25 protein-coding genes and 1 other RNA gene are annotated in these 25,817 nt (G+C 37.9%); 10 read left to right on the top strand and 16 right to left on the bottom strand.

What is annotated here, in order from left to right:
• Positions 1-30 precede the first annotated feature (30 nt).
• From ACG9ZL_RS10955 to lpxA, 4 genes are read left to right on the top strand one after another with little or no spacing between them, the layout of a single operon-like run.
• Complete coding sequence (locus ACG9ZL_RS10955) at positions 31-516, top strand: OmpH/Skp family outer membrane protein (RefSeq protein ID WP_336950804.1); 486 nt, start codon at positions 31-33, stop codon at positions 514-516.
• Positions 517-519: 3 nt separating this feature from the next.
• Entirely contained in the window at positions 520-1,590 is a 1,071-nt protein-coding gene (lpxD, locus tag ACG9ZL_RS10960) for a UDP-3-O-(3-hydroxymyristoyl)glucosamine N-acyltransferase (RefSeq protein ID WP_419327327.1), read from the top strand.
• A gap of 2 nt (positions 1,591-1,592) precedes the next feature.
• The gene (fabZ, locus tag ACG9ZL_RS10965) at positions 1,593-2,078 is read left to right on the top strand and encodes a 3-hydroxyacyl-ACP dehydratase FabZ (protein WP_004719745.1); all 486 of its coding nucleotides are present in this window, start codon (positions 1,593-1,595) and stop codon (positions 2,076-2,078) included.
• Entirely contained in the window at positions 2,075-2,863 is a 789-nt protein-coding gene (gene lpxA, locus ACG9ZL_RS10970; RefSeq protein WP_336950806.1) for an acyl-ACP--UDP-N-acetylglucosamine O-acyltransferase, read from the top strand. The genes fabZ and lpxA overlap by 4 nt, the downstream gene beginning before the upstream one ends.
• Before the next feature lie 68 nt (positions 2,864-2,931).
• On the opposite strand, the gene ACG9ZL_RS10975 is transcribed toward lpxA, so the two are convergent.
• The gene (locus ACG9ZL_RS10975) at positions 2,932-3,789 is read right to left on the bottom strand and encodes a YbgF trimerization domain-containing protein (RefSeq protein WP_336950807.1); all 858 of its coding nucleotides are present in this window, start codon (positions 3,787-3,789) and stop codon (positions 2,932-2,934) included.
• A 382-nt stretch (positions 3,790-4,171) separates the two neighbouring features.
• Here ACG9ZL_RS10975 and ffs point away from each other — a divergent pair.
• An RNA gene (ffs, locus tag ACG9ZL_RS10980) (signal recognition particle sRNA small type) lies at positions 4,172-4,268 on the top strand.
• 383 nt (positions 4,269-4,651) lie between these two features.
• On the opposite strand, the gene ACG9ZL_RS10985 is transcribed toward ffs, so the two are convergent.
• From ACG9ZL_RS10985 to ACG9ZL_RS11010, 6 genes are all read right to left on the bottom strand, one after another.
• Entirely contained in the window at positions 4,652-5,278 is a 627-nt protein-coding gene (locus ACG9ZL_RS10985; protein ID WP_336950808.1) for a regulatory protein RecX, read from the bottom strand.
• Positions 5,279-5,481: 203 nt separating this feature from the next.
• The gene (locus ACG9ZL_RS10990; protein ID WP_419359999.1) at positions 5,482-6,912 is read right to left on the bottom strand and encodes a class I adenylate-forming enzyme family protein; all 1,431 of its coding nucleotides are present in this window, start codon (positions 6,910-6,912) and stop codon (positions 5,482-5,484) included.
• Position 6,913: 1 nt separating this feature from the next.
• Complete coding sequence (locus tag ACG9ZL_RS10995; protein WP_419360001.1) at positions 6,914-7,762, bottom strand: SDR family NAD(P)-dependent oxidoreductase; 849 nt, start codon at positions 7,760-7,762, stop codon at positions 6,914-6,916.
• A 145-nt stretch (positions 7,763-7,907) separates the two neighbouring features.
• Complete coding sequence (gene recA / locus ACG9ZL_RS11000) at positions 7,908-8,951, bottom strand: recombinase RecA (protein WP_336950811.1); 1,044 nt, start codon at positions 8,949-8,951, stop codon at positions 7,908-7,910.
• Between the two features lie 159 nt (positions 8,952-9,110).
• Positions 9,111-9,551, bottom strand: coding sequence for an Hsp15 family ribosome-associated heat shock protein (locus ACG9ZL_RS11005; RefSeq protein ID WP_336950812.1), 441 nt, complete (start codon positions 9,549-9,551; stop codon positions 9,111-9,113).
• Positions 9,535-10,254, bottom strand: a complete 720-nt coding sequence (locus tag ACG9ZL_RS11010) for an HAD-IA family hydrolase (protein WP_419360003.1) — start codon at positions 10,252-10,254, stop codon at positions 9,535-9,537. Before ACG9ZL_RS11010 ends, ACG9ZL_RS11005 begins: the two co-directional genes overlap by 17 nt.
• A gap of 277 nt (positions 10,255-10,531) precedes the next feature.
• Between ACG9ZL_RS11010 and ACG9ZL_RS11015 the strand changes: the two genes are divergently transcribed.
• From ACG9ZL_RS11015 to ACG9ZL_RS11030, 4 genes are all read left to right on the top strand, one after another.
• A complete protein-coding gene (locus ACG9ZL_RS11015; protein ID WP_419360005.1) occupies positions 10,532-10,699 on the top strand; it encodes a hypothetical protein in 168 nt (55 codons plus the stop codon).
• Between the two features lie 304 nt (positions 10,700-11,003).
• On the top strand, positions 11,004-11,855 hold the full coding sequence (locus tag ACG9ZL_RS11020; protein ID WP_336950883.1) for a 3'(2'),5'-bisphosphate nucleotidase CysQ family protein: 852 nt from the start codon (positions 11,004-11,006) through the stop codon (positions 11,853-11,855).
• 108 nt (positions 11,856-11,963) lie between these two features.
• Entirely contained in the window at positions 11,964-12,692 is a 729-nt protein-coding gene (locus ACG9ZL_RS11025) for a histidine phosphatase family protein (RefSeq protein ID WP_336950884.1), read from the top strand.
• A gap of 369 nt (positions 12,693-13,061) precedes the next feature.
• On the top strand, positions 13,062-16,031 hold the full coding sequence (locus ACG9ZL_RS11030; protein ID WP_419360007.1) for a M66 family metalloprotease: 2,970 nt from the start codon (positions 13,062-13,064) through the stop codon (positions 16,029-16,031).
• Between the two features lie 128 nt (positions 16,032-16,159).
• Here the strand turns inward: ACG9ZL_RS11030 and ACG9ZL_RS11035 are convergent, their stop codons facing one another.
• The 6 genes from ACG9ZL_RS11035 to ACG9ZL_RS11060 all read right to left on the bottom strand — a co-directional run bounded on the left by ACG9ZL_RS11035 (position 16,160) and on the right by ACG9ZL_RS11060 (position 22,647).
• Positions 16,160-16,684: a protein tyrosine phosphatase family protein gene (locus tag ACG9ZL_RS11035; protein ID WP_419327363.1), complete on the bottom strand. Its 525-nt coding sequence runs from the start codon at positions 16,682-16,684 to the stop codon at positions 16,160-16,162.
• 74 nt (positions 16,685-16,758) lie between these two features.
• A complete protein-coding gene (locus ACG9ZL_RS11040; protein WP_004719768.1) occupies positions 16,759-17,850 on the bottom strand; it encodes a 3-deoxy-7-phosphoheptulonate synthase in 1,092 nt (363 codons plus the stop codon).
• 143 nt (positions 17,851-17,993) lie between these two features.
• The gene (locus ACG9ZL_RS11045; protein ID WP_419360009.1) at positions 17,994-18,872 is read right to left on the bottom strand and encodes a sulfite exporter TauE/SafE family protein; all 879 of its coding nucleotides are present in this window, start codon (positions 18,870-18,872) and stop codon (positions 17,994-17,996) included.
• Between the two features lie 445 nt (positions 18,873-19,317).
• On the bottom strand, positions 19,318-19,479 hold the full coding sequence (locus tag ACG9ZL_RS11050; protein ID WP_419360011.1) for a hypothetical protein: 162 nt from the start codon (positions 19,477-19,479) through the stop codon (positions 19,318-19,320).
• 179 nt (positions 19,480-19,658) lie between these two features.
• A complete protein-coding gene (locus ACG9ZL_RS11055; protein WP_419360013.1) occupies positions 19,659-21,149 on the bottom strand; it encodes an amidase in 1,491 nt (496 codons plus the stop codon).
• A 22-nt stretch (positions 21,150-21,171) separates the two neighbouring features.
• Positions 21,172-22,647, bottom strand: coding sequence for a GGDEF domain-containing protein (locus tag ACG9ZL_RS11060; RefSeq protein WP_336950890.1), 1,476 nt, complete (start codon positions 22,645-22,647; stop codon positions 21,172-21,174).
• Positions 22,648-22,901: 254 nt separating this feature from the next.
• Here ACG9ZL_RS11060 and ACG9ZL_RS11065 point away from each other — a divergent pair, with 254 nt between their 5' ends.
• Positions 22,902-23,390 carry a hypothetical protein gene (locus tag ACG9ZL_RS11065; RefSeq protein WP_336950891.1) on the top strand — a complete coding sequence of 163 codons (489 nt, stop codon included), beginning with the start codon at positions 22,902-22,904 and terminating at the stop codon, positions 23,388-23,390.
• A 114-nt stretch (positions 23,391-23,504) separates the two neighbouring features.
• Here the strand turns inward: ACG9ZL_RS11065 and accC are convergent, their stop codons facing one another.
• The 3 genes from accC to aroQ are packed head-to-tail and all read right to left on the bottom strand — an operon-like array spanning position 23,505 to position 25,778.
• Complete coding sequence (accC, locus tag ACG9ZL_RS11070; RefSeq protein ID WP_336950892.1) at positions 23,505-24,869, bottom strand: acetyl-CoA carboxylase biotin carboxylase subunit; 1,365 nt, start codon at positions 24,867-24,869, stop codon at positions 23,505-23,507.
• A gap of 16 nt (positions 24,870-24,885) precedes the next feature.
• Positions 24,886-25,305, bottom strand: a complete 420-nt coding sequence (locus ACG9ZL_RS11075) for an acetyl-CoA carboxylase biotin carboxyl carrier protein (protein ID WP_336950893.1) — start codon at positions 25,303-25,305, stop codon at positions 24,886-24,888.
• Positions 25,306-25,322: 17 nt separating this feature from the next.
• Positions 25,323-25,778, bottom strand: coding sequence for a type II 3-dehydroquinate dehydratase (gene aroQ, locus ACG9ZL_RS11080; protein WP_336950894.1), 456 nt, complete (start codon positions 25,776-25,778; stop codon positions 25,323-25,325).
• Positions 25,779-25,817 lie beyond the last annotated feature (39 nt).

Here is a 25,817-nt window from a genome sequence, read left to right on the forward strand (position 1 = left end):
ACGAGATTTAACTTAATATAAGGAACAATGATGAAAACAATGAAAATGGCCATTATGGGCTTGGGTTTAGGTTTTGCTGGATTGGTTCAAGCAGCTGGTTTTGGTGTAGTTGATCTGGAAAAAGTTGTAGAAAGTAGTAGCTACTTAAAGCAACAGAATGCAAGTTTAGAACAATCGGTTAAACCGCAAACCACGAAGCTTGAACAAATCACCAAAGATATTGAAGCATTGAAACAAAAAGCACAGGCTCAAGGTGCAAATGTTCAGCAAATTAATGCGCAGTATCAAGCAAAAGTGAATGAATTCCAAACGATTCAGCAAGGTGTTCAGGCTAAAGTACAAAGTACAATTCAAAATACTAATGCGACTTTTGAGGCTCGTGTAAAGCAAGTTGCTGAACAATTGCGCCAAGAAGGTGGATTAGACTTTGTTTTGAATAAAAATTCAGCACTAGCTTATGACGCAAAGAGTGATTTAACTGCTAAAATGATCCAAAAGGTTAATGCAATTAAATAATCAATGAAATCAAATCGTTTTCATCTCGATGAATTAGCTCAGCTTGTACAAGGTGAGCTAATTGGTCAAGCCAATTTTGTTTTAGATGGGCTTGCAAGTTTAGAACATGCGCAATCCAATCATATTTCTTTTGTAAATAACGACAAATATTTGAATGAAGCTCAAAACTCTAAAGCCGGTGCTTTGATTGTCACGGCTGAGTTAAAAGAACAGCTCACAAATTGCCAGAATTTTATTGTTGTTGCCAATCCCTATCTCGCTTTTGCAATTTTAACCCATCAATTTGAAGTTAAAATAAGTAAACGGGGGATCGAAAGTACTGCACAAATCTCTCCTTCAGCAATTATTGCAGATGATGCGTATATTGGTCATTATGTTGTGATTGGTAATGATTGTGTGGTGGGTGCAAATACAATTATCCAATCGCAAAGCAAAATTGACGATGGTGTTGAAATTGGCAAAGACAGTTTCATTGACTCTCATGTGCTGATCACAGGTCAAACAAAAATCGCAGATCGTGTTCGAATTCATTCTAATACCGCTATTGGTGGAGAGGGCTTCGGTTTTGCTCCCTATCAAGGAAAGTGGAATCGTATTGCTCAATTGGGTTCTGTACGTATTGGAAATGATGTCCGTATAGGTTCAAATTGTAGTATTGATCGTGGTGCTTTGGACGATACAATCATTCATGATGGTGTCATTATTGATAACCTTGTGCAAATCGCCCATAACGTGCAGATTGGCGAGAATACTGCCATCGCAGCTAAGTGTGGTATTGCGGGAAGTACCATTATTGGCAAAAACTGTGTTCTTGCGGGTGCTGTTGGTATCGTAGGGCATATAAAAATCACGGATAATGTTACGATTACTGGAATGTCAATAGTCACAAAAAGTATTTCTGAAGCGGGTTCTTATTCTTCAGGTACTGGACAGTTTGAAACAAATCATTGGAAAAGAACGGTTGTTCGCTTAAGACAATTAGCAGATGTGCCATTGACCAAACTGGTGAAACAAATAGATCATATGCAGGCTCAAATTGAGTCCATTGAATCAACTTTAAAGTCGCGTAAATAATTATGACTGAGTCTAAATCTCTACCTTTTACGGTTCCTGAATTACCAATGCAAACCCAAACGATTCGCGAATATTTGCCACATCGTTATCCATTTTTGCTTGTCGATCGTGTAACTGAAGTTACAGAGAATGGGATTGTAGGATACAAAAACGTTTCAATTAATGAAGAATTTATGCAGGGTCATTTCCCAGGCTATCCAATTATGCCGGGTGTTTTGATCGTTGAGGCGATGGCACAAGTTTCTGGTGTGCTCGGTTTTATCATGAATAATGAAAAGCCAAGACCAGGTTCCTTGTTCTTATTCGCTGGTGCTGAAAAAATACGATTTAAAAAACAAGTCGTACCAGGTGACCAACTCGTGCTAAAATCTGAATTACTCATGCAAAAACGTGGCATTTACAAGTATTTATGTACTGCCAGTGTTGACGGCGTGGTAGCAGCAACAGCTGAAATTATCATTTCTCATCAGAAATTAGAGCAGGCATGAGCAGTAACGACTTAATCCACCCAACCGCTATTATTGACTCTTCTGCAGTGATAGCACCAGATGTCCAAATTGGACCATATTGTATTATTGGTCCGCAAGTGACGATTGGTGCTGGTACCAAACTTCACTCACATGTTGTGATTGGAGGTTATACACGTATTGGTGAAAATAACGATATTTTCCAATTCGCAAGTGTAGGTGAAATTTGTCAAGATTTAAAATACCAGGGTGAAGAAACTTGGTTAGAAATTGGCGACAATAACAAAATCCGTGAACATTGCAGCTTACATCGTGGCACTGTTCAAGATCGAGGTCTAACCAAAATAGGGAACAATAACCTATTGATGGTGAATACACACATTGCACATGATTGTTTGATTGGAAATAACAATATTTTTGCAAATAATGTAGGCATCGCTGGTCATGTGCACATTGGCGATTTCGTCATTGTGGGCGGGAACTCAGGTATCCATCAATTCTGTAAGATTGATTCTTATAGTATGATTGGTGGCGCATCATTGATTCTTAAAGATGTTCCCGCTTATGTCATGGTTTCAGGCAATCCTGCGCATGCCTATGGTATGAACGTAGAAGGGATGCGCCGTAAAGGCTGGTCTAAGAATGTGATTCAAGGCTTAAGAGAGTCGTTTAAATTGATCTATAAAGAGAGTTTAACCACTGAGCAAGCCATTGAAAAAATTCGTCAAGAGATCCTTCCAGAAGTTGAAGAAGTCCAGTTATTGATTGATTCAGTATTAGAATCTAAGCGCGGTATCGTGCGTTAATTGTTAATGATTCCAAAAAATGCCTCATAGTTGAGGCATTTTTTTTGTTTAAGCTATAAATAAGATTGTTAGCCTTTTTTGAAAAAACCAGCTTCTTCTGATTTAGGGTAAGTGCTTAACAGTTTATTTTTATAGACATTCGCAGTTTGGGTATTCTTGTTGACATCTTTGGCAATACTATAAAGTTGGTATAAGGCACGTGGTGCTTTAGATGAGTTTGGAAATTTAGCTGCCACAATTTCATAGTTTTTCTTGGCGTCATTATAGTTTGGCGGATCAATTGCCAATTGAAACTCAGCTAACCAGAAATAAGCATTTCCAGTATAAATACTGTTTGGATAGTTTTTAATAAAGTTTTGCATAGGAGCAATGGCTTGTTTTGCACCGCCTTTTTTATACGCATCTAAAGCGATAGTATAGGCAGCTTTTTCGAGTGCAACAGGATCGCTGGTATTATTGCCACTATCGGTGGTTGGTGTTGCTGAATTTTGTGCCGTTGTCGGTACTGGGCTATTTGTCGTAGCTTTCTTTGTCGAAGTTGTTTGATCAGTTGTGTTTGAACTATCGACAGGCGCATTTTCAGCGGGGGCTTGTTCTGGTTGATTGCTCTCAGGTTCAAGCTTTTGATTGAGAAGTTCAAGACGCTGGTCTAAATCGGTATAGCGGTTGGTGAGTTCTTTGTTTAATTGATCGATGGCATGATCTTGTTCTTCAATCTTGCCACGTAATTCACGAATTTGATTTTCTAATTGTTGATTCTTTTGTATTAAATCCCAATTCATATTTCCAGCAATGGGTGCTGGTGAATTTGCTACATCATTTCGCGATGATGCAGTATCACTTAATCCACGAGATTCTATAGGAATTGCATATAAAGATGCTGAACTGAGTAAAGCAATAGAAAACAGAGCATGCTTTTTTAGCATAATTTAAAATCCATCAAAGTCAAAATTTTTCAAATAGGTTGATATGGGCTATTTGAAAATCAATAATTGTTATCATTAAAAACGGCTAGGGGCGGAATTGCAAGATGCTTTTACAATCTTCAGCTAATTCTAATGCAATATGAAGCTTTTTTGTATTTTAACGCTTGTAATTTATGAAGTAGTGCTGAGAAAAAAATCAGTAAAATATTAACGGATGCTTGATAAGTTTAATGGGCTATTGAAAAGAAAGTTAGAATTACTGTTAAAAATTAACTATATTGATGATGAAATAAGCAAACGAATGAATAACTTGAGAAAATCACAATGTTAGGCTTGAAAGAAAATTAAAAATCTCTATACTCTGTTCTTGCAATGGTAGCCCTGCTGGTGGTTTCGCAATTGTACTCTGAAAACCCCGCCAGGACCGGAAGGTAGCAACGGTATCAGAAATACGATGTGCCGAGATTTTGCTAGTAGGGCTGCCACCAGATTTCTAAATTTACCAATAATAATAACTCAATATATCCATTCAATTTATATGCTACATTTTAAAATTATCTCTGTTATTTAATCCCTGAAAATTTATATTTTCAATCTTTAGACCCTCTTATTTAATTCAACCATCATTTTTTAGTCGTGATTAAAGATCTATCATCCTTATTGAGCTTGTATTGAAAATACGCATATAGTTTTATGGATGAATGAAATGCTAGCTTGTGCAGGGCTAAAAGATATTGCATCTGCTTAGAATTTATAAGAAAACAAAAGTGAGAAGGGAATTCTATCAATAGATTTTCAGTCTAAGATTTTCAACCTACCTTTAAATGAAAAGTTTATTTGGAATTGTATCGACTGACCATCATCAATCATCACTTGGTTTTTTTGAAATTGCTTTCATAATCGCATCCATTTCAAACCCACGATATTGTAAAAAGCGAATTTGTTTGGCTTTAATTTTTGGATCCTTGCTGACCTCCGTACCATATTTCTTAACTTTCAATTGATAGGCTTGTTCATACCAATCAATTTCTGCAATATCCTCTTGAACCAAGGCTTTATCCAGTTGTTTGGCACGTAAAGCCAGTTTGATTCGATTCGGGCCTTTACCTCTACGGACTTGGCTACGTACAGTCATTTCCGCTACGCGTTGGTCACTTTGGTAGTTATTTGCTGACAACTCATCAACCAAAGTTAAAACCTCTTCACGGCTTTGTGCATAGGTCATCAGCTTTTCAATCAGATCAGCTTTAGAATATTCTTTTCGAGTCAACACAGCAAAAGCATAAGAACGCAAACGAGTACCGGTCAAGCCCTGTGGTTTGGGTGCAAGATCCTGTGCGGCATTAAAAGCGTGTTCATCATTTGCAATATTAGATTCAGGTTCTGCAGGTCGAGATGTAGAATGCTGATACTCTGTTGCTTCCTGTTCACCAAATTGCTGTTTGAGTTTTTGGTAATCTAACAATTTGGGAAATTTTGCTCGGCTCATAGCTATTGATAACAATCTATTTATTTCAGAGATAAATGCTAGTTTAGCTTTAATTCATTTTTTTAACAGTGCAAATGCTATACAGATGAATTTTACTCCTCCTAAATATCAAAGAGTCTAAGCAAGTATTAGAGGGGGAAGATAAACAGATATGAGGATTTAAATTTTTATTTAAAACGCTTCATGTCGAAGCTTAATAACGCCTAAACTGGCTTACCGATACTATCCGTTTCTATTCGGTCAATGATTCGAATTGATTTAGGGCGAAGGTAGCGAGGCGTTTGGCCACTAATCCATAATTGTAATTCTTCAATATTCAGTACCTGATAGAGAATAATGTCTACTGCCAAGCATTGTCCAAGATCAGTATCATCTATAGCATAAGCGCGTGCATAGCTAATTGCGCTATGGGTATATAAAATATTTTCCAAGTCAATCGGGTAAACATTGACTCCACCGCAAATTAACATATCATCAGAGCGACCTTTTAAATAATAATAACCTTCAGCATCTTGTACGGCTAAATCTCCGCACTGTAGCCATTGATTCGGTGTAATTGACCAAGCACATTTGCTCCATAAGATACCGATATTGCCATTTTCTAAAGGCTGACCCGTAGAGTCGGCAATTTTAATTTGTACACCTTGAATAGCTTTTCCTATACTTTCTGGATTTCGTTTTAAATCAGTTGTTTTTGCCAAGAGGTTAATACCACTTTCAGAGCTGCCATAGAGATTGAACAGTTGTAGCTGAGGATAGTGTAGTAGCGCGTGTTTGACCAATTTCGCGCTTAAAGGCGCGCTACCTGTAATGATGTATTGTACTGAGCACAGAGGAGCATTCAGTTCAATTAAACGGTATAAAATAGTGGGCACTAAGTTTAAACAATCAATTTGATGGTGTTTAATCAGTTGCTTGGCAGATTGTGGATCAAAACGTTTTTGCAAAATCACAGTTTTATGAAAGCTCAGTGCCATCAAACTGGCAGTTAAACCTGCCGCATGGCAGAGCGGTGTCATCACAAAAATTTGCTTAATTTTAAAAAATTTTAATTTTCTGAGCATGAGGTCTAACAAGGGTAAACTTTGTAGTGGCTTAGATTGCCTTGTGGCAACTTTGGGAATCCCTGTTGAACCAGCAGAGCAGACACTTATTTTATTAAAATAAGTCGGTTTTATACGAAATTTCTGCTGGGTACTTGGTGCAGGAATAAGCGTAAAATTTTGGATATTGACTGGAGTAAATACTTCTAAACTGCCAACAAGATGTAGTTGTCTCTGGTCAATTAAAGCCTGAAGTTTATGCTGTACGAGGTTGGGGTTAACGATAATGATATCTTTACCTAAACGGCTCAGTGCAAACAAGGCCGCTAAGCTATCTAGGTCTTGCTGCATCATTAAACCAATTTGTTGTGGAAGTTGCTTCGGACTATGTGGGTTTTGCCATGCACAAATAAGTTGGTCAGTTCTGTATTTTAATTCTAAAAAGCTAATTTGTTGATCATCAATAATAAATGCTGTTTTATTTTTTTGAATACGTGTTTGAACATCTAAAATACTATATAAATGAATACCATGTTGAATAGTGCTATAGCATAAACTTATGCACCATCTTAACCAAAAGAACCATTTCATCTTATAACTTTCGCTTGAGTAAATTTTTATAGAAATAATAAATCGGTGTGATCAACAATATTGAAGCAATCTGTGCAATTCCTAGCCACCATGGTTGCCATTGTCGTTTACGATAAATTAGGCACGCAAGAATTGCTTGAGCGGCGTCTTTTGCTTGCATCGCTGGCATTTGCTGATATTGTTTAGTGGGTAAAATCATTCGTGTACGGACTAAGGGTAAGTAGACTAAGCCTGCGTGTACTTCATAAACCGCCAATTCTGGTTGAATGGCAAGAATCCACTGTTGCATTGCTGTTTTCGAGGCTTGATAGGTTGACCAAAATGGCGGGGCAAATAGTTTGGTGTTGATGGTTGAAACCACAATAATTTGCCCTTGCTTGAGTTTTAAATCAGTTAACAATAAACGGGTAAGTTGGGCAGGGTTGATGTAATTAATTGCAATGGTTCGATCGATATCCTGTGGGCGATCTAAGCTATCCCAAATAGAGCGCTGAATTGATTTTCCTGCATTATGGATCAATACATCAATCTGAATATTGCGCGCTGTTAGGCTTTGAAAAATATGTTCTGCGGCATCGGATTGATATAAATCTGCACAGATGATTTCAATATGGCACTGATTAGATTCTAATTCACTTTTGAGTTGTACAAGCTTATCTGTACTACGTGCAATCAGCACAAGCGTGCATTGTGTATTGGATAACAGCCTTGCACATGCTTCACCAATCCCAAAACTTGCACCTGTAATTAAAATCGTTTTATTGCAGAAATGTTGATCCAGTATATTTTCTTGAATTTGTGGGGCTCGAAAAAATAAAAATTCAGTGATTGTTCTGATTTTTTTATACATGATAATGATTAAGTCTGATTTATAGGGCTTTCGTTTAGTTATAACTGAAATTTATCTTAAATCAAAATGACTGTTGTTTAATTTGGTTTTTAGCATAAAAAAGCGCCTCGAAAGGCGCTTGATATACTTAAAATAAAGTTTTAATTTAAACATCTAAAAGATCAGGTTCTTCTTCTTTATCTTCTGCAGGTGCAGCATTGGCAGTGGTTAAAAGTTTTTCACGAATCATACGATCAAGATCTTGAGCCAATTGAGGATTTTCCTCTAAATGTCGAATGACATTGTTTTTACCTTGACCGATTTTGTCACCTTGATATGAATACCAAGCACCCGCTTTTTGTACGAGTTCTTGTGCAACAGCCAGATCAACTAATTCACCTAAATGGTTCACACCTTTACCATACATAATTTGGAAAAGTGCTTCACGGAAAGGAGGCGCCATTTTGTTTTTAACAACTTTGACTTTGGTTTCAGAACCTACAATTTCATCGCCTTCTTTAACTTGTCCAATACGACGAATATCTAAACGTACAGAAGCATAGAACTTCAATGCGTTACCACCAGTTGTGGTTTCAGGGCTACCAAACATAACCCCAATTTTCATACGAATCTGGTTAATGAAGATAACCATACAGTTTGAACGTTTGGCATTACCTGTGATTTTACGTAAAGCTTGGCTCATCAAACGTGCTTGTAGACCCATGTGAGAGTCACCCATTTCGCCTTCAATTTCGGCTTTAGGGGTTAACGCTGCTACAGAATCGACAACGATCATATCGACTGCACCCGAACGAACCAACATATCTGCGATTTCAAGTGCTTGTTCACCATTATCTGGTTGTGAAACTAAAAGGTTGTCTATATCTACCCCAAGTTTACGTGCATATTGTGGATCTAAAGCATGTTCCGCATCAATAAAGGCACATGTTCCACCTGCTTTTTGGCATTGCGCAATGGCTTGTAGCGTCATTGTCGTTTTACCAGAAGATTCAGGACCGTAAATTTCAACGATACGACCTTTTGGTAAGCCCCCAATACCCAATGCAATATCAAGTGTTAAAGAGCCTGTAGAAACTGCTTCAACCGCTTGAACAGTGTTATCACCTAAGCGCATCACTGTGTTTTTACCAAATTGTTTCTCAATTTGGCTCAGTGCCGCATTCAGTGCCTTGCTTTTGTTATCATCCATCTCGTAAACCTCAAACGATGTAATATCACTAATATCTTAAGTGGATGTCATTAAATTTGATCTTTCGTCCACGGCAGTAATAGTGACAGAAAATAAAAAATGGTTCTATATTAAAAAACATTAGTACGACATAAGATGTCGTACCCAACCTAAACGAATTCAGTCATCATCATAGGACCAAGATTGGTCAAATTGTTGATCATTTTCTTGTTTAAATTTGCTAATTTGTCGTCGATCTTTTTTACTTGGTCGATGATCAGGGCGTGCTAGATTATGCAATTTTCTTTGGGATGAAATCAACTCTCTACGTGCCACACTCACCTCAGTTTCTTCATAAAGTTGTTGGGCGATCGGTGCGCCGCCACGAACAAAGGAGAGTGCTTTAATCACTACCGTTTTACGATCAAAACCTTGTTGTATGGTGAGCTCCATTCCAACACGAATCTCTTTTGAGACTTTAACACGTTCATTATTATGATGAACTTTACCACCCTCGATTGCATCTTTGGCAATAGAGCGTGTTTTAAAAAAACGTGCAGCCCAAAGCCATTTGTCTACACGCATTGTTTCAAGTTGTTGTTTCTCAGGCTGTTTTGACATCGACATCCTTATGTTCTAAATCTGTTGACTGTAAATTTGCTAACACTACGTTTTTCAGTAAAGGTAAAAGCTCAGTTAAATGATTGATTGCAGGATATTCCAATTCTAATTGATGACGCGCAGTACGACCACTGGAAGGTTGGGTAATCGTGATTAAGTGTGCTATACCAAACTTTTCAGCACCTTTTAATACTGGGATAGTGTCATCCACAAAACATGCATTTTGTGGGTCAAATGGATGCTTTTGCTGTAGGATTTGCCAAAACTCAATAAACTCTTTGGAATAGCCAATTTCTTCACTACTGATCATTACTTCAAAATAAGGGCTGAGATCAACATTTTCAAGTTTAAGTTTTAAGCCAGCACAATCTGCATTGGTCAGTAACCAACAACGATAACCTTGTATTTTTAATTGTTTTAATAAGTCAAAACAGCCCGTTCTTGGGGTGATTTTATCTTTAAAATCATATTGTAACTGGAGGACATCAACCCCAACTTTTTCAGACCAATATTTTGAAGAATACCAGCAGAGGGTATGATTATGTTGTTGATAAAATGCATTTAGAATATTTTGACTGTGCTCTAAACTACATTGATGGGTTTCTGCATGACGTTCGGGGAGTTTGGTATTCCAGATCAGATCATCGAAAGCTAAATCAAGGAGTGTGCCGTCCATATCAAAAAAGATGATCGGTTTTTGCATTCAAGAAACTCCTAAGTTTTTTAAAGTTTAGCAAAGACACGATGAGTGTGTAAATTTTAATAAAATAAATGTGGGATGATGAACTGGATAGCTTACTATTTTCGAATTTTTTTATTGGTCACTAATCGCTAGCGATGGTTTCAAAATTTGAGCCAACTACATATATTGCAATCTAAAGCATTAGATCTAAATGCTATAACACTTAGATCCAAACGATATAAATGAGAATTAAATGAACATATTAGATATTATAAATTCTGAATTACATTAAGCAGCGATGCTATTAGATAATATTTCAGGAAAAATCCAAGAAGCACCAGAATTGGAAAATAGGGAAAATATTTTGCTTATCGGCAAAGTGCTCAGTCATATTTTTGAACTGCAAAAAAATATATATGAACATAGACCCGATTTAAAAAATATTCATGAACAAAACAACGATTAAAATTCAACGCATCTGAAGCCTGAATTTTAAAGTTGTGAGGAATTATATAAATACAATTAATAAAAACAATATGTTATTGGTTAATTTATCCATATTAAAATGGATTTCATTGGATAAAATTTTAAATAGGTTGAATAGACTTGGAGTAATCTAAATCAAATGAAAATTTAGAAGTCTATATAGTGTTCGAAAAGCACATCTAAGCTCAAGATATTTATTACTTAAAAGTTATTGTTTTCATGCACTCAACATAAAAAAATGGTAGGCTTGTGGACAAAAATCAGACATCCTACAGGTCGGATCAATGTTTATTACCACTCAAGCACCACAAGATGAACAAATTTTAAAATTAGTTCCAGTTTTGGCATCTGCAAGTCAGATCTTGCTCGAGGAATACCAAAATTATTGTGCTGGAAATGCGTTTAATATTGATAAAAAGGATGATCAGTCACCAGTTACCCAAGCTGACTTAAAAGTAAATGCCTATTTAATTGAACAATTAGCTAAAATTACCCCTGAAATTCCAGTTCTATCAGAAGAGAGTGATTATTCTCAACGACATACATGGAATATTTGCTGGATGCTGGATCCTTTGGATGGAACAAAAGAATTTATTCATGAACGTGATGAATTCACCATTAATTTAAGTCTAATTCACAATCACCAAACCATATTCTCAATCATTGCTGTACCTACTGAACAAGTGATGTATTTAGGTTATTTAACAGAATTGCCTTATAAATATTGCTTTATTCATAATACTTGGGAACGTTATTGCAAATTTAAAGCGGTAGAGGAAGATGCAATTCAAATTGGGCTCAGCCATAGCAGTAAAAACCCAAAGTATCAGCAATATATTGATTATATTGAGCAAGAGTCACCTGTAATTAGACGCGAGGCTGGCAGTGCCTATAAGTTTTGTATGATGCTTGAAGGTGAAATCGATATTTATCCAAGATTCCATCCTACCTCTGAGTGGGATACCAGTGCAGGACAAGGATTATTGGAAAGTATTGGTGGCGGATTACTGAGTTTAGCTGCGGTACCATTTACCTATAATCAACGTGATACCGTTTTAAATGATGGATTTATCGCATTTCGGAACATCGAAAATAAAGAAATTGCTTTAGAAGCATTAAGCAATGTGAGCTTTTAATCTGATATACATATGCATTTTATAGATAATTTAACACTTTGAGATTAGATTGAGCGTTTGGCTGCATATGTTATAGTAAGCTTGTATAAAAATGAGTTTTAAGTTGATATGGCCTTAGATTTATTGCCGAACAGTATGCTAAAAGCAATAGATTTATTGCCCGATGCGAAAACACCTGTAACCTTATTCACGCGTCATTCAATTCGTGAGGTTGTGAATGGGCAGGGGCTGGCAGGTTATGATCTGCAATTAACTTCCCAAGGTCGTGATCTAGCCCAAGCTTGGGGCTGTTATTTGATTGAAAATACGGATCGAGTGATCCAACATTGTATTTCAAGCCCCATTCAGCGTTGTGTCGATACCGCGGCTTTGATGATTCAAGGCGCTGACGGAATTTCTCCTTATCCGAATACCCATCATATCGAAATTGTAGAAAAGGGCTTATTGGTTGAGCCGGGAAGCTTTGTGCTGGATATTAAACAGGCTGCTCCCTATTTTAGAGCACAAGGTGCTTTAGGTTTTATCAACAGTTTTGTCAATAATGCCTTACCTGGTATGAAGCATCCGATTACGGGTGTGGTGGATGTGCTTGAATTAATCTATGAAACACATCCTACGCTAAACAACGGTATTAGTTTGGCTGTGAGCCACGATACGATTCTTGCTGCGATTATTGCGGTGATTTCAAAACGTACCTATATCAGTCAAAGTGATTGGCCTGAGATGATGGAAGGGCTATTTGTTTGGTTTGAAGGTGAACGTTTTGCAGATAGTCGTTTAAAATGGATTTGGCGAGGCGAACGTGGTGAATTGTCGATACGAGATTTTCAGCAATAGTTGTTTTTAAATCCAAAAATAATTATGTTGAGTGAATCATATTGATCTTGAAAGTTCCTTCTCTCTTTGTGTAGGTGATGCCTCATCTTGCACTACTCAATCTGTATCCCCGCATACCCACACACAATGGGCGATACCCCCAATCGCCACGCGATAGCGCCACGGTGCCGATAAATAACAACCTAAGACTCAATAAATCCATAAAAGTAAAATTTAGGGCAATCTGTCCTTTTTATATTTTTTAAATAAAAAAACACATGATTATAATCTGTGTGATATATTTAAACTATTGAAATATATAATTATTTTAATTTAATCTCAAAAACCAAGGATAGAGATAAGTCGTTATAAATATGGGGAAGATATGTGATGCAATTACGGTTTAAATATTTAACAATTTGTACGCTTTCAGCAATGCTTATCGCATGTGGGGGTGGTAGTGATAGCCATGCAACAAATGATCAGCCATCGAATATACCGCAAAACCCTGGCGATGGTACAAATGAGTTACCTGGAGATGGTACACCAGAAACCCCAGACAACGGTTCAGGGGGGTCAAATAGCGGTACGACTTTGCCTCCAGAGAATGGTTCGGGGGGTTCAAATGGTGGATCAACTGAGACTCCTCCTGAGAACGGTTCAGGCGACTCAAACGGTGGCACGACTCAGCCTCCTGAGAGTGGTTCGGGCGGTTCAAACGGTGGCACGACTCAGCCTCCTGAAAATGGTTCGGGTGGTTCAAATGGTAATACAGGGACAACACCACCTATAGTAGAAAAATATCCAGAACCAGTTAAAAATAAAATCTCAAGCAGTGTATTAGGCTTTTATGATTTTAATGCACAGGGTGGAAATCGCTTATTGCGCAATGATTTAAATGGTGACTTTGCTGCAATGCTACAGTTTGCCCAAAGCCATGTGGTAAATCCGAAGAATAATGAACAGGATAAAATGCCACGCTTAACAACGCAAAAAGATGCATTGTTATTGGTTACACCTTTAGTTTCAATGGGAGATGTTGATAAATTACAAGCGGAAATCTATCAAGGTAACCAACTGATACGTACCGTAAATCTAAAAGAGCCTTCACGTCTTGCTGCTTCCGATCAATCTAATCAGGATGATCGAGCGCGGGTGATGTACTCTAAACAGGCATGGTCAGCAGCATTAAAGTGGGATGAGGTACGTTCAGGATTATCCATCCGTATTATAGATCCTGTAAACAATCGCAGTGGTTCTTTAGCTGGGGCAGATATTGATTTTGCAGCACCAGGCGAGTTGGTGGTACAAAGTATTCGTTTAGGTTTATTGACTGATGCACCTAAATCCAATGGTCACTATATGCTGTTGGAACCTGAAAAAGCAGGAACCGATTATTTCCAAACCATCCCTGCTGCAAAAATGATTGTCAGCAAATACGATGAAATGAAGCTTAATCGGGTCATGGTTGCAAGTGGTGTCATTTACGATTCTGTCAGTGCAACCAATGGTGGTGTCTATGATGGAGATATGCGTGAAAATACTGCTAAATCAACATTTAGTGTGGGAATTAACTTAGCGAATTGGGGTGTCACCAGTTCATCGATGCAAAGTCAAGAGCAACCACAAGTGACTCAAAGTGTGGTGATTCATCATGCCAGAGGTAAATATGCCAATGGTGAGTCCAATCACGGCTTAAGTGGTGGAAATGGTATTTTGACATTGATCGATTCGGTGGGGAATGAATTTAGCCATGAAATCGGGCATCACTATGGTTTAGGGCATTATCCTGGCTCAGTCGAAACAAGTGGAAGTCCTACAAATTATTTCTGGTCTGCACATCATGCTGATAGTGGCTGGGGATATATTGCATTTCGAAATAAAATGCGTGGCAATTTAAATTGGGGCAATACCAATTTAGGTGATGGTAGTAATGGTGTACCAAACTTCCAAAATCTCTATGCTTATGGTTGGGATGCCATGAGTGGTGGATCTAGCGCCAGCTCGATTTCCAAATATACCCACTATACTGGTTATAGTATGTGGTTAAAAATTCAACCTGCTTTTGATAAATACGTTTGGGATCCAAATTCTACGACAGGTTATAAAAAATGGAATGCAGCAACGCGTGAAATGGTAGATGCACAACCTAAAACACCAAACTCAGGCAATGTTTGGTATAACAGTGCCGATGGTAACTTTTTAAAACCACGTTTATTTAGTGTGCCTGTTTATACGATTTTAGGTGGCTATGATCCAATCAATCAGGTGGGGATTATTTATCCTGCAGCACGAGGTAATTGGGGCAATGTCTTTAATCTACCTCAGGCCAACTCGGCTGGCACTGCTGCAAATTGTTGGTTAAATGTGCAGTATGTCAATAAAGTAGAAAATATTGCACTTGCACCACAACGGGTAAACTCAGGTAGTAATGCCAATAAGTTCCATATCAATCTTGCGCAAAGTGATGCGCCTCAAAATATTGATCTTTACTGCCAAAAAGCAGGCCAGCAAGCAGTGAAATTGTCGAATATCAATATCCCAGTCACTACACAAGCAATGACACCTTTTGTTTCTATTGGTAAAGAAGCAGAGTATTCGGCATTAAGAACACTTGAAATGCCACAACTCGAACAAGCTTTGCTGAATAATAAAGGTAAAGAGGTGGTCAGCCTAGATGCGGATTCACGCTTATTATTTGACTCTTATCGTCAATTTAAAACTGAATTGTCAGCGGACGCGCAAACAGAAATGGTTCGTTATACCCAACAGCAAATTAAACTTTATCGTTTAAATCGTTGGATAAATGCATATCGAACTGATCTCGAAAGTGGCAATGTTGAAGCGATTGAGGCATTTAATCAGTTTATGGCAAAGTTGGAACTAAGTACTGATTTCAATTTAAACCATGTTTCCAGTATTAAAAATGGGACAAATTGTTTAAAAGTTGAAACACTGGCTAATGGCAAATTGAATGCCTATATCAGTGGTAAGAGTGGCTGTACGGGTGATGACACTGAACAGTGGATCTACGATGCAATGGGTAAAATCCACAGCAAAAAATATATGGATCAGTGTTTAGCCAATCAGGGTGGGGTGATTAATCTAAGCTCATGTAACCATGATGCAGCAAGCCAAGTGTGGGCGATGAATGCCACACTGCAACGTATCGAGCAAGGTTCAAAATGTTTTGATTTGGAATATGGTTATTTAAGCAATAACCGAGCACGTTTGATTAGTTATAATTGCGGTACTGGTGGGAATCAAAAATGGACAAATCTTACTGCCAATAACAGTTTGATTTTGGCTGCAACCCGTGCTGAAAATTTAGCTTTGATCAAGCAGCTTCTAATCAAGTAACCATTGATCAAATAAGCAAATCAAACATTAAGTTATCACAATAAAATAAGCGCCATAAGGCGCTTATTTTTGTTCATGTTGATGATTTTACTTAAATACATCAATGATTGAAATGTTGTTAGGCTGGTTTAAGAAAACTGATCCGCATTCATCAAAGAGTGTTGTAAATCTTCAGTGGCTTTACGCCCTTGTAGTTGTAAGGCAACAGCATGTATTAAACCAGTCCAAGTTTCATTGGGTTCCCAAATTTGATGCATCAACTCTTGTGCGGCTGGCATATCGATATCCATATAATATTGGCGATATAAATACATCAAACAACTCACCTGCATATTCTTCGCACAATGTACCCAAACGATTTTTTCCTGTACCAAATGCGCGATCAAATCTAACACAAATAAGCATTGATCATCTGCTGGTGTATCCCAATGGATTGGAATTTGAATGTAGTTGAGTCCAAACTCAGCACAGATTTTATCTTCATGTTCAAGGTGTAAGCTGGCATCTGTAAATGCCAAATTGATGATTGTATCTACGCCGTATTCTTTAATCTGTTTCAGTTGTTCAGCACTCGGCTGACCTGAAGTCAGTAAATGTTCGTGGACAAACTGGAAGTTTGCGATTTGACAGAGTTCTTGTTCAAGTTCGTTCATAGCATTCTTACAGAAAATGTTTAATAACATCATAAACAAAAACGCCATCTATGTAGATGGCGTTTTTATATTAATTAACGATTTGGTAAAATTTCTTTTAAAGCTGCATCCATTTCCAGAAGTGCTTTTTCAGTGGTTTCCCAATCGATACAGCCATCAGTCACAGATTTACCATATTCTAAATCAGCCAGATTTTCAGGAATATCTTGGCGCCCACCTTTGATATGGCTTTCAACCATAATGCCGACAATAGATTTGTTGCCATCTAAAATCTGTTCGGTGATATTTTTCAACACAAGCGGTTGTAAATACGGATCTTTATTTGAGTTGGCATGACTGGTATCAATCATGATTTTATTGCTGACTTTGGCTTTTGCTAATGCATTTTCCGCTTCAGCAACAGAACCCGCATCATAGTTCGGCTTACCATTACCGCCACGTAATACAACGTGTGCATAAGGGTTACCACTAGTACGAATCACTGAAACTTGGCCTTCGTTATTTAAACCCAAGAAACTATGACCATGTTTAACAGACTGCATAGCATTGGTTGCAACGGTTAAACCACCATCTGTACCATTTTTAAAGCCTACAGGTGACGAAAGACCAGAAGACATTTCGCGATGTGTTTGGCTTTCCGTTGTACGTGCACCAATTGCAGACCATGAAATAAGATCTTGGTAATATTGTGGTGAGTTTGGGTCAAGCGCTTCAGTTGCACAAGGTAAGCCTTTATCGTTTAACTCAAGCAATAGTTTGCGCCCTAAACGTAGACCTTTTTCAATATTAAAAGAATCATTCATATCTGGATCATTGATCAAACCTTTCCAGCCAACGGTGGTACGAGGTTTTTCAAAATAAACACGCATGATGATATATAAAGTATCTTTTACTTTTTCACTTAATACTTTTAAACGATTTGCATAATCATGTGCTGCAACAGGGTCATGAATAGAACAAGGGCCAATCACAACAAATAGACGTTTATCTTTACCATCTAAAATATTACGAACAGTTTCCCGACCATGAAGTACAGTTTGGTAGGCATTTTCATTTAATGGTAATTCAGCTTTAAGTTCCGCTGGGGTTACCAGCGTTTGAATGCTTTGGACATTCACGTCATCAATATCTGATTGAGTAATTGGATTTGAATTTAATGTATTCATTGCCGTCACTGGGTATTAGAAACATACAGAAAGTATTTTTAGTGGTCAGAATATAACACGAATTGGCCGAAGTTTTGTCATAAATAAATCATTAAAACTTTGCGGTCAATTCATAACTATTAGTTATTAATAAAAGCTTAATTTTAAACCTGTGGTTGTTGGACGGATGGCGTCACCATTGCAACCTGTGGTTTTTCTACAGGTTTGGATTTAACTGGGTTTAAGATAAAGTTAATACCCAAGGCAAATAGGGTGATCCCCAAAACCTTGCGAATCATTTTTTCTGGCATTTTAGAACTGATTAAGGTTCCCACCACAATTGCAGGAATTGAGCCCACCAACAACCATCCAAGCAGATGAAAATCTACATTGCCAGATGTCATATGTGCAAATCCAGCAACAGAGGTTAATAAAACAGCATGTACAACATCAGAACCAATGATACGAATCATGGGTAAATTTGGAAACATGAGGATCAGTGCCATGATACCAAATGCGCCAGCACCTACAGAAGAAAGGGTCACAAACACACCCAGTACAATCCCCATAATCACCACATAAGTGCGTTTGCCTTCAATGTTGAAATTATTGGCTTCATGAAAATCTTGCTTTTCTGCACGAAATTTGGCAAAGAATTTTTCAATTCTAGAACGGAACACGATAGACAAGCCTGTTATGGTCAGCATAAAGCCTAACACCATGGTTAAAATGGATTTGTAGTGCGTTGAACTGCTGAGATAATTGTCTAAAACCCAATGGGTGATAAATGAAGCAGGGACACTGCCTAAAGCTAACCAGAGAACAATCGGCCAAACGATATTCAGTTTTTTAGCGTGAACCATTGAGCCACAAAATTTAGAAATAGTTGCATAAAGTAGGTCTGTTCCGATTGCGATGTGTGGTTCTATTCGAAATAAACTAATCAAGATGGGGGTCATAAGTGAACCACCGCCTACACCAGTAATACCTACACAGAAGCCGACTAAAACGCCAGCTAGAATAAACTCAACAGGACCAAACATGACTTATATTGCCAGATATCAAAAAACAGGCATATCTTATGACTTTTTTGTATAAGTGGTTGTCTTGATTGTTGATTTGCTTATGCAAAAAAATGCTAAAGTCTTTTAACTTTAGCGTAATGCAGGTTTTTATATCTATCTAATTGATTATTATTCTAAATTTTGATTAGGTCTCTTTTGTAGCTTGAAGATGATCATTTGAATTAAATCATATTAGTATGAAACTTCTTCCTTCCTTTGGGAGGAAGGCTAGGATGAGGGTGCTTTTACATCGATTTATGCTTTTAAAAAGACTTGTGAAAGAAACCTAATAAATATACGAATTATATGATTTATCTTACAAAAGTAAACTTTATAACTTGGAACTTATACTTCTCTATGGAAATGAATATTTATGATTGAAAAGCTTACAATGCCCTACTTTACTATTGGCGCTTAAATAGGTTCACGTAGTCGATGCCTCACTTTTGGCAAGGGCTGCCAAACCTCGCACTGCAAACAAAGCTATACTTTGTTTTTGCTCATGTTGTGCGAAGGGTACGTCCTGTAACCCCCGCATTCCCACGCTCAATGGGCGAGAGCCGTCGCCACGCAATAGCCCGATCATGTATAATTCATCAATATAAAAGCAACTCATTGCATACTAGTTCAAAATATGACTGAGTATTGAATGCTCATTTTTTAGTAACTCAAAATCTAATAATCAGCTCTAAAATAAGCCTTATTCTGAAATAAATATTCACATCAGTACCCGATGTTTAATGGGAATATTCAAGCAGATAAAATTTATAATAGAATGCTTTGATATTTAGATGCCCAAGGTTGCGCCTGCTCTAATTGTGCCGCCAGTTGTAATAACACATCCTCACGTCCAAAAGGGGCAATAAATTGTGAACCTAAAGGTAGATTATCTTTATTCCAATATAAAGGTACTGACATGGCTGGTAAGCCCGTGATATTGGCCAATTGAGTAAATGGAACCCACTGCAAATTATTTTTAATCATTTGCTCAACTAACTTACCTTTTGCCAGTAAGTGGGCTTGATCAACTTTGAGCAAGGCTTTTAAAATCGGAACCTGCCAAGATGGTGTTTTTACCTCACCATTTTTCGGTGCTACTGAGGCTGTAGACGGGATCAAAAATAAGTCATAATGCTCAAAGAAATGGTTCATTTTTGCAACATAAACACCCCAGTTATTGAGGTTGTTAATATAGTCCACAGCAGAAGCCTTGGCCCCAAATGCGGCAATTGCCAGTGTATCTAATTCAAAATCTTGATCTGTTGCGCCAAATTTCTGTTTGACTTGATTGACCGTATAAGCGCATTGACTAAACCATGTGGTAATAAAGTCTTTGGCAAGAGACATACCGTCAATTTGAGGCGTTGCCTCTTCAACAATATGTCCTAAAGATTCTAAAAGTTTGCTAGTCTTTTGGATAGCTTGAACTGCATCTTTTGAAACTTTGGTTCCAATTGGGGAAACAGTGGAAAAAGCAATTCGCAGACGCTTTGGAGCTTTTTCAATGATGTCTAAGTAGCGTTCAGTCGGGCTTTGGATGTTGAAAAGAGCAGTGCGATCTGAGCCTTGAGTGGCATCTAACATGGCTGCACTATCACGGACTGATTTGCACAAAACATGTTGCATCGCAGCACCATGCATTGCTTCACTGATTTCAGGTCCCCAAGGCGTACGTCCACGACTTGGCTTTAAGCCAAATAGGCCACAATATGAAGCTGGGATTCGGATAGAGCCACCTCCATCACTTGCACCCGCAATCGGTACGATACCTGCTGCAACCCCAGAAGCGGAACCTCCAGAAGAGCCGCCACTATTGTGTTTTAAATTCCATGGATTTTTGCAACTGCCCCAAGCTTCAGGTTCAGTGATACCTTTAATGCCAAATTCAGGCGAATTGGTTAATCCGAAAGTGACTACCCCAGATTTCACCCAGCGATTGACGATTTCTGAATTTTCTTTAGCAATATATTGCGCATTTTTAAACGATTTGGAACCAAATGAAGTTGCGACACCTGCATATTCTTGATGTAGATCTTTGAGTAAAAATGGTACACCTGAAAAGGGACCAGTCGCATAATTTTGGGTGTTTTTTAATGCATGTTCATAAATCGGAATAACGATCGCATTAATTTTAGGATTAACTTGTTCAGCACGTTGAATTGCGATTTCTAATAATTCATGTGCTTGTACTTCCTTGTTTTTTACAAGTTGTGCTAAACCGATACCATCATATTGAATATATTCTGAAAACTTCATAGCTTTTCCTTGCTGTTTTGAGTTATTGGGCAAATATGTTTTGGTTTTGTTCGATGGTTTTTTCTAAACAAAGCTGATTTCTACCTTTTTCCTTGGCTAAATACAAAGCATCATCAGCTCGTTTTATCAGCTGTTGAAAAGGTATGCAATAGGGTAAAGTCTGATAACTTAAGCCAATACTGACGCTGATATTTAAGCTACGTTGATCATCTAAATGAATCGGGGTATTGAAAACGCTATTACAAATTCTTTGTGCAATGGCAATACTTTGATCTAAAGATAGATCTTTTAATAATATAGCAAACTCTTCGCCACCTAAGCGACCAAATAGATCATTCGTGCGAATTTGTGCTTTGACTTGATGGGTAAACTCTTGCAAAACATAATCGCCGATCACATGGCCATATTGATCATTAATTTTTTTAAAATGATCTAAATCTAAAACTAAAATTGTGACGCTGTGTGCTTGTTGTTTTTCAACATCCTCAGCAATGGTGCGTTCACTTTCTTCATAGAAATAACGACGATTTAGTGTGGTGGTGAGGCCATCATGATTGGCTAAGTATAAGATTTGGTGATAAAGCTTTTGTCGATTTAAACTGATAATAGCGAGGGTTAAAGGCCCCAAAGCCAGCATCATTAAACCGATGCGTACAGACAGTGTGGTGCCCAAATAGGCATCGGGTGACTGAGCAATATAATATGCAGTCAATGCATTATAGAGCAGCATACACACTATACAGTTAATGATAGAGACAAAAAATAAATTATAGCTTAGTGCAGCCCAGACTAGCGCTGCAATTGGGAACATGATTGCACCTGGACCCAGAAAAAAATGAGTCAGAATGACGGAGAAAATCACGCCCAATAGCGGAAGAAATTTTTCGTATTGAAAAGGCTGTTGTTTAAATTGTTGGATATGGTTTTGAATGGCTTTTTTATCTGGGATTGCCAATATAATCGGTAAAAAGGCAATAACATTGAGGATTTCACCCGTCCACCACATACCAAAATCGACCCAGATTCTATCCATAATCATAAAGGTGTTTGGTAAATAAGGGACAGTTAAACTTGCGACGATTGGCGAGGCTAAACAACCGCCAAAGGCACTGATTGCAAATAAGTATAAAAATGTTAGACCTTTATTATATTGTTTATAATCTAGTTTAAAAAAACGAATCAGGCCTAATGTGACCACGGCGTGAGTTAGATTGGCTAAAGTCAGAAAGAAGGTGATTAAAAATGAATTGCCAGTAAGCAGATCTGCAAGCATAAATGCGATAAATGCACCAATCCATCCACCTATATTTTTTAAGCGATGAAACCTTAAAAAGAGCCCAAGTAAAACAGCATTTGCGGGCCAAAAAATGGCAAGAAAAGATAAGGGTCTACCCAATATTCCAGCCAATGCACAGACAAAAATAATCATTGCAATAATAAAAAATGCAGAGATGTTGTCTTTAAGCACTTGACTTAAATATGCGAGAGCTCGAGGCAATTTACTAACCTATTCTAAAGAGGGATTAATCTCTAAGCCAATATTTTATCTGGCTCTGCTAAGGTATTAATCAGTAATCATATCTATTTGTATCGATAAATCAATAGTTTTAGTTACCTTAATTCGGGCTCGTCACAAAAATGTTTTTTGCATAGATCACACAAGAAAGATTGTTCATATATGGTTAATTTTACATGTTTTATTCTAAATCTATGCTAATTTATGTCTGATGAAATATTACATACAGACTTGGTATGAAAAAAACAGCACTTATAATTTCTTTATTGCTTAGCCTTTCACCTTTTGTGAGAGCTGAAACAGTTCAACCTCAAGCAACCAATCCTACGACTGTGGCTGCAACCAATACCACAAGCACAATTCGTATAAATACTCGCCCTGAAATTTTAGGCTTATGGGGTATGGAAATTCCAGAAAATAAGAAATGTACAGAATATTATAATTTCCGTGGTTCCAATGAAGTGGTGGTGAATAGTGCCAAAGAGTGGTCAACTGGTCTGTTTGATTATCAACCTTCACCGGATAATACGTTGGAAAAGCCACCTGCATTAATCATGCAAATTCGCTATGAAAATAATGAAACAGATTGTTCAGGACGTAAAGAAGATCAGTCTGGTGAAGTTACCCAATATTTTGTGAAGTGGATTAATAAGAACACCTTGAATTTTTGTATTTCTGACAAAGGGGATCAGTGCTTTGCTACTTTACGCAGAGTCTTGCCTTAAGTCGATTTAAAGCATCAATGCTTGTCTAAGTAATGAAGCATTTGCTTTAAAATGAAAAACCTCTGATTTTACAGAGGTTTTTTATTGGGTTTTTACGGGATTAGAGAATGTATATTAAGCTTCTTTTTCATGTCCTTGAACTTGTTTTAATAAGTGTTTTTCAAGGTAGTGAATATCCATTGCTTGTGAACAGAAGTTTTTATCTTCAAGAATCAGATCTTTATGTAATGGAATATTGGTTTTAATTCCAGTTAAGATCATCTCATCCAAGGCTTGTTTCATACGGGCAATCGCGGTTTCACGATCTTTACCATAAGAAATCAACTTTGCGATCATTGAGTCATAATACGGAGGAATGCTATAGCCTTGATAGATATGAGAATCTAAACGGATACCCGCACCGCCTGGCGCATAGAATGATTCAATTTTACCTGGTGATGGTAAGAAGGTTGACGGATCTTCTGCATTGATACGGCATTCAATCGCATGACCTTCGATTTTAATGTCTTCTTGTTGAAGATTTAAACCTAGACCTGCAGCGATACGTAATTGCTGTTCAATAATATCAACACCAGTCACTTGTTCAGTCACCGGATGCTCAACTTGAACACGAGTATTCATCTCGATAAAGAAGAACTCACCATCTTCAAATAAGAACTCAAAAGTACCAGCACCACGGTATTGCATCAACTTACATGCATTGACACAAGCTTCAAGAATATGTGCACGCGCTTCTTCTGGTAAACCTGGTGCAGGTGCTTCTTCAAGCACTTTTTGATGGCGACGCTGTAAAGAGCAGTCACGGTCATATAAATGAATCGCTTGGCCATTACCATCGGCTAAAACTTGTACTTCAACATGACGTGGTTTTTGTAGGAAACGCTCCATATAAACCGTATCATCCCCGAACCACATTTCAGCATCACGTTGTGCAGCTTGAACAGATTCAAGTAATGTATCAACACGCTCAACAATACGCATCCCACGCCCACCACCGCCTGAAGCAGCTTTTACAATCAATGGGAAACCAATTTCTTTGGCTTCAGCCAATGCATTGTTTGGTGTGACCGCATGAGCAGAACCAGGAACTGTTGGAACACCTGCTTTACGCATCGCCGTAATTGCGGAAACTTTATTTCCCATCAGACGAATGTGTTCGGGACGAGGTCCAATGAAAATAAATCCTGAGTTTTCTACAATTTCTGCAAATTCAGCATTTTCAGATAAGAAACCATAACCTGGATGGATGGCATCTGCGCCTGTAATTTCTGCTGCGGTAATAATGGCTGGAATATTTAAATAGCTTTCACTACTTGCGCCAGGACCTATACATACGGCTTCATCACAAAAACGTAAATGCATCAAATCTTTATCAGCATCTGAGTAGATTCCGACAGTTTTGATTCCCAAAGTTTTACAAGCACGAGTGATGCGTAATGCAATTTCACCTCGGTTTGCAATTAAAACTTTTTGCAACATATCAACCCCCGAGGTATTACGCGCGGTAGCGAAATAAAGGTTGACCGAACTGGATTACATCACCATTTTTTACTAAAATTTCTTCAACTACACCACTTTGAGTTGCTTCAATAGGGTTCATAATTTTCATTGCTTCGATGATACCTAAAGTTTCACCCGCAGAAACAGTCTGACCAATATTCACAAATGGTGCTTCACCCGGACTTGGTGCTGAATAGAACACACCAACCATTGGAGACGTTTCTACTGCACCACGAGAGGCAGCTTTAACTACAGGCGCTTCAGCGGTTGGAAGGGCAATAGGTGCTACACCAGCAGCAACCACAGGATTACGGCGAGTTAAAGCAATCGATTGATCGCCTTCTTTCACTTCAATTGCTTGAAGATCAGATTCGATCATCAAATCGATGAGCTTTTTAATTTTGCGAATATCCATGGGTTCGTATTCCTAAATTATGATTGGGTTGAAGATTTAAGTTTTTCGATGGCGAAATCAAGTGCAAAAGAATAGCCTTTGGCACCTAAACCACAAATGACGCCAACAGCTTTATCTGATAAATAAGAATGATGTCTAAATGCTTCACGTGCATGAACATTAGAAAGGTGTACCTCAATAAATGGAATCGCAACGCCAAGTAGAGCATCACGTACAGCAACTGAGGTATGGGTCAGCGCGGCAGGATTAATAATGATAAATTTTATGCCGTCTTGTTGTGCTTGGTGAATACGATCGACCACAGCTCCTTCCCAGTTGCTTTGAAAAGTATCTAAACTCATATTAGCTTGTCGTGCTTGGAGACTCAGTTGTTGGTTAATGTCATCCAATGTGAGGTGACCATAGACCTCAGGTTCGCGCTTTCCTAGCAAGTTTAAGTTTGGTCCGTGAATGACCAAAATGGTCGAACTCATTGAGAGTGCTCCAATTCAAAAGTCGCAAAAAAAATTGCA

It is taken from the genome of Acinetobacter legionensis (assembly GCF_048551735.1).
GTDB lineage: Bacteria > Pseudomonadota > Gammaproteobacteria > Pseudomonadales > Moraxellaceae > Acinetobacter.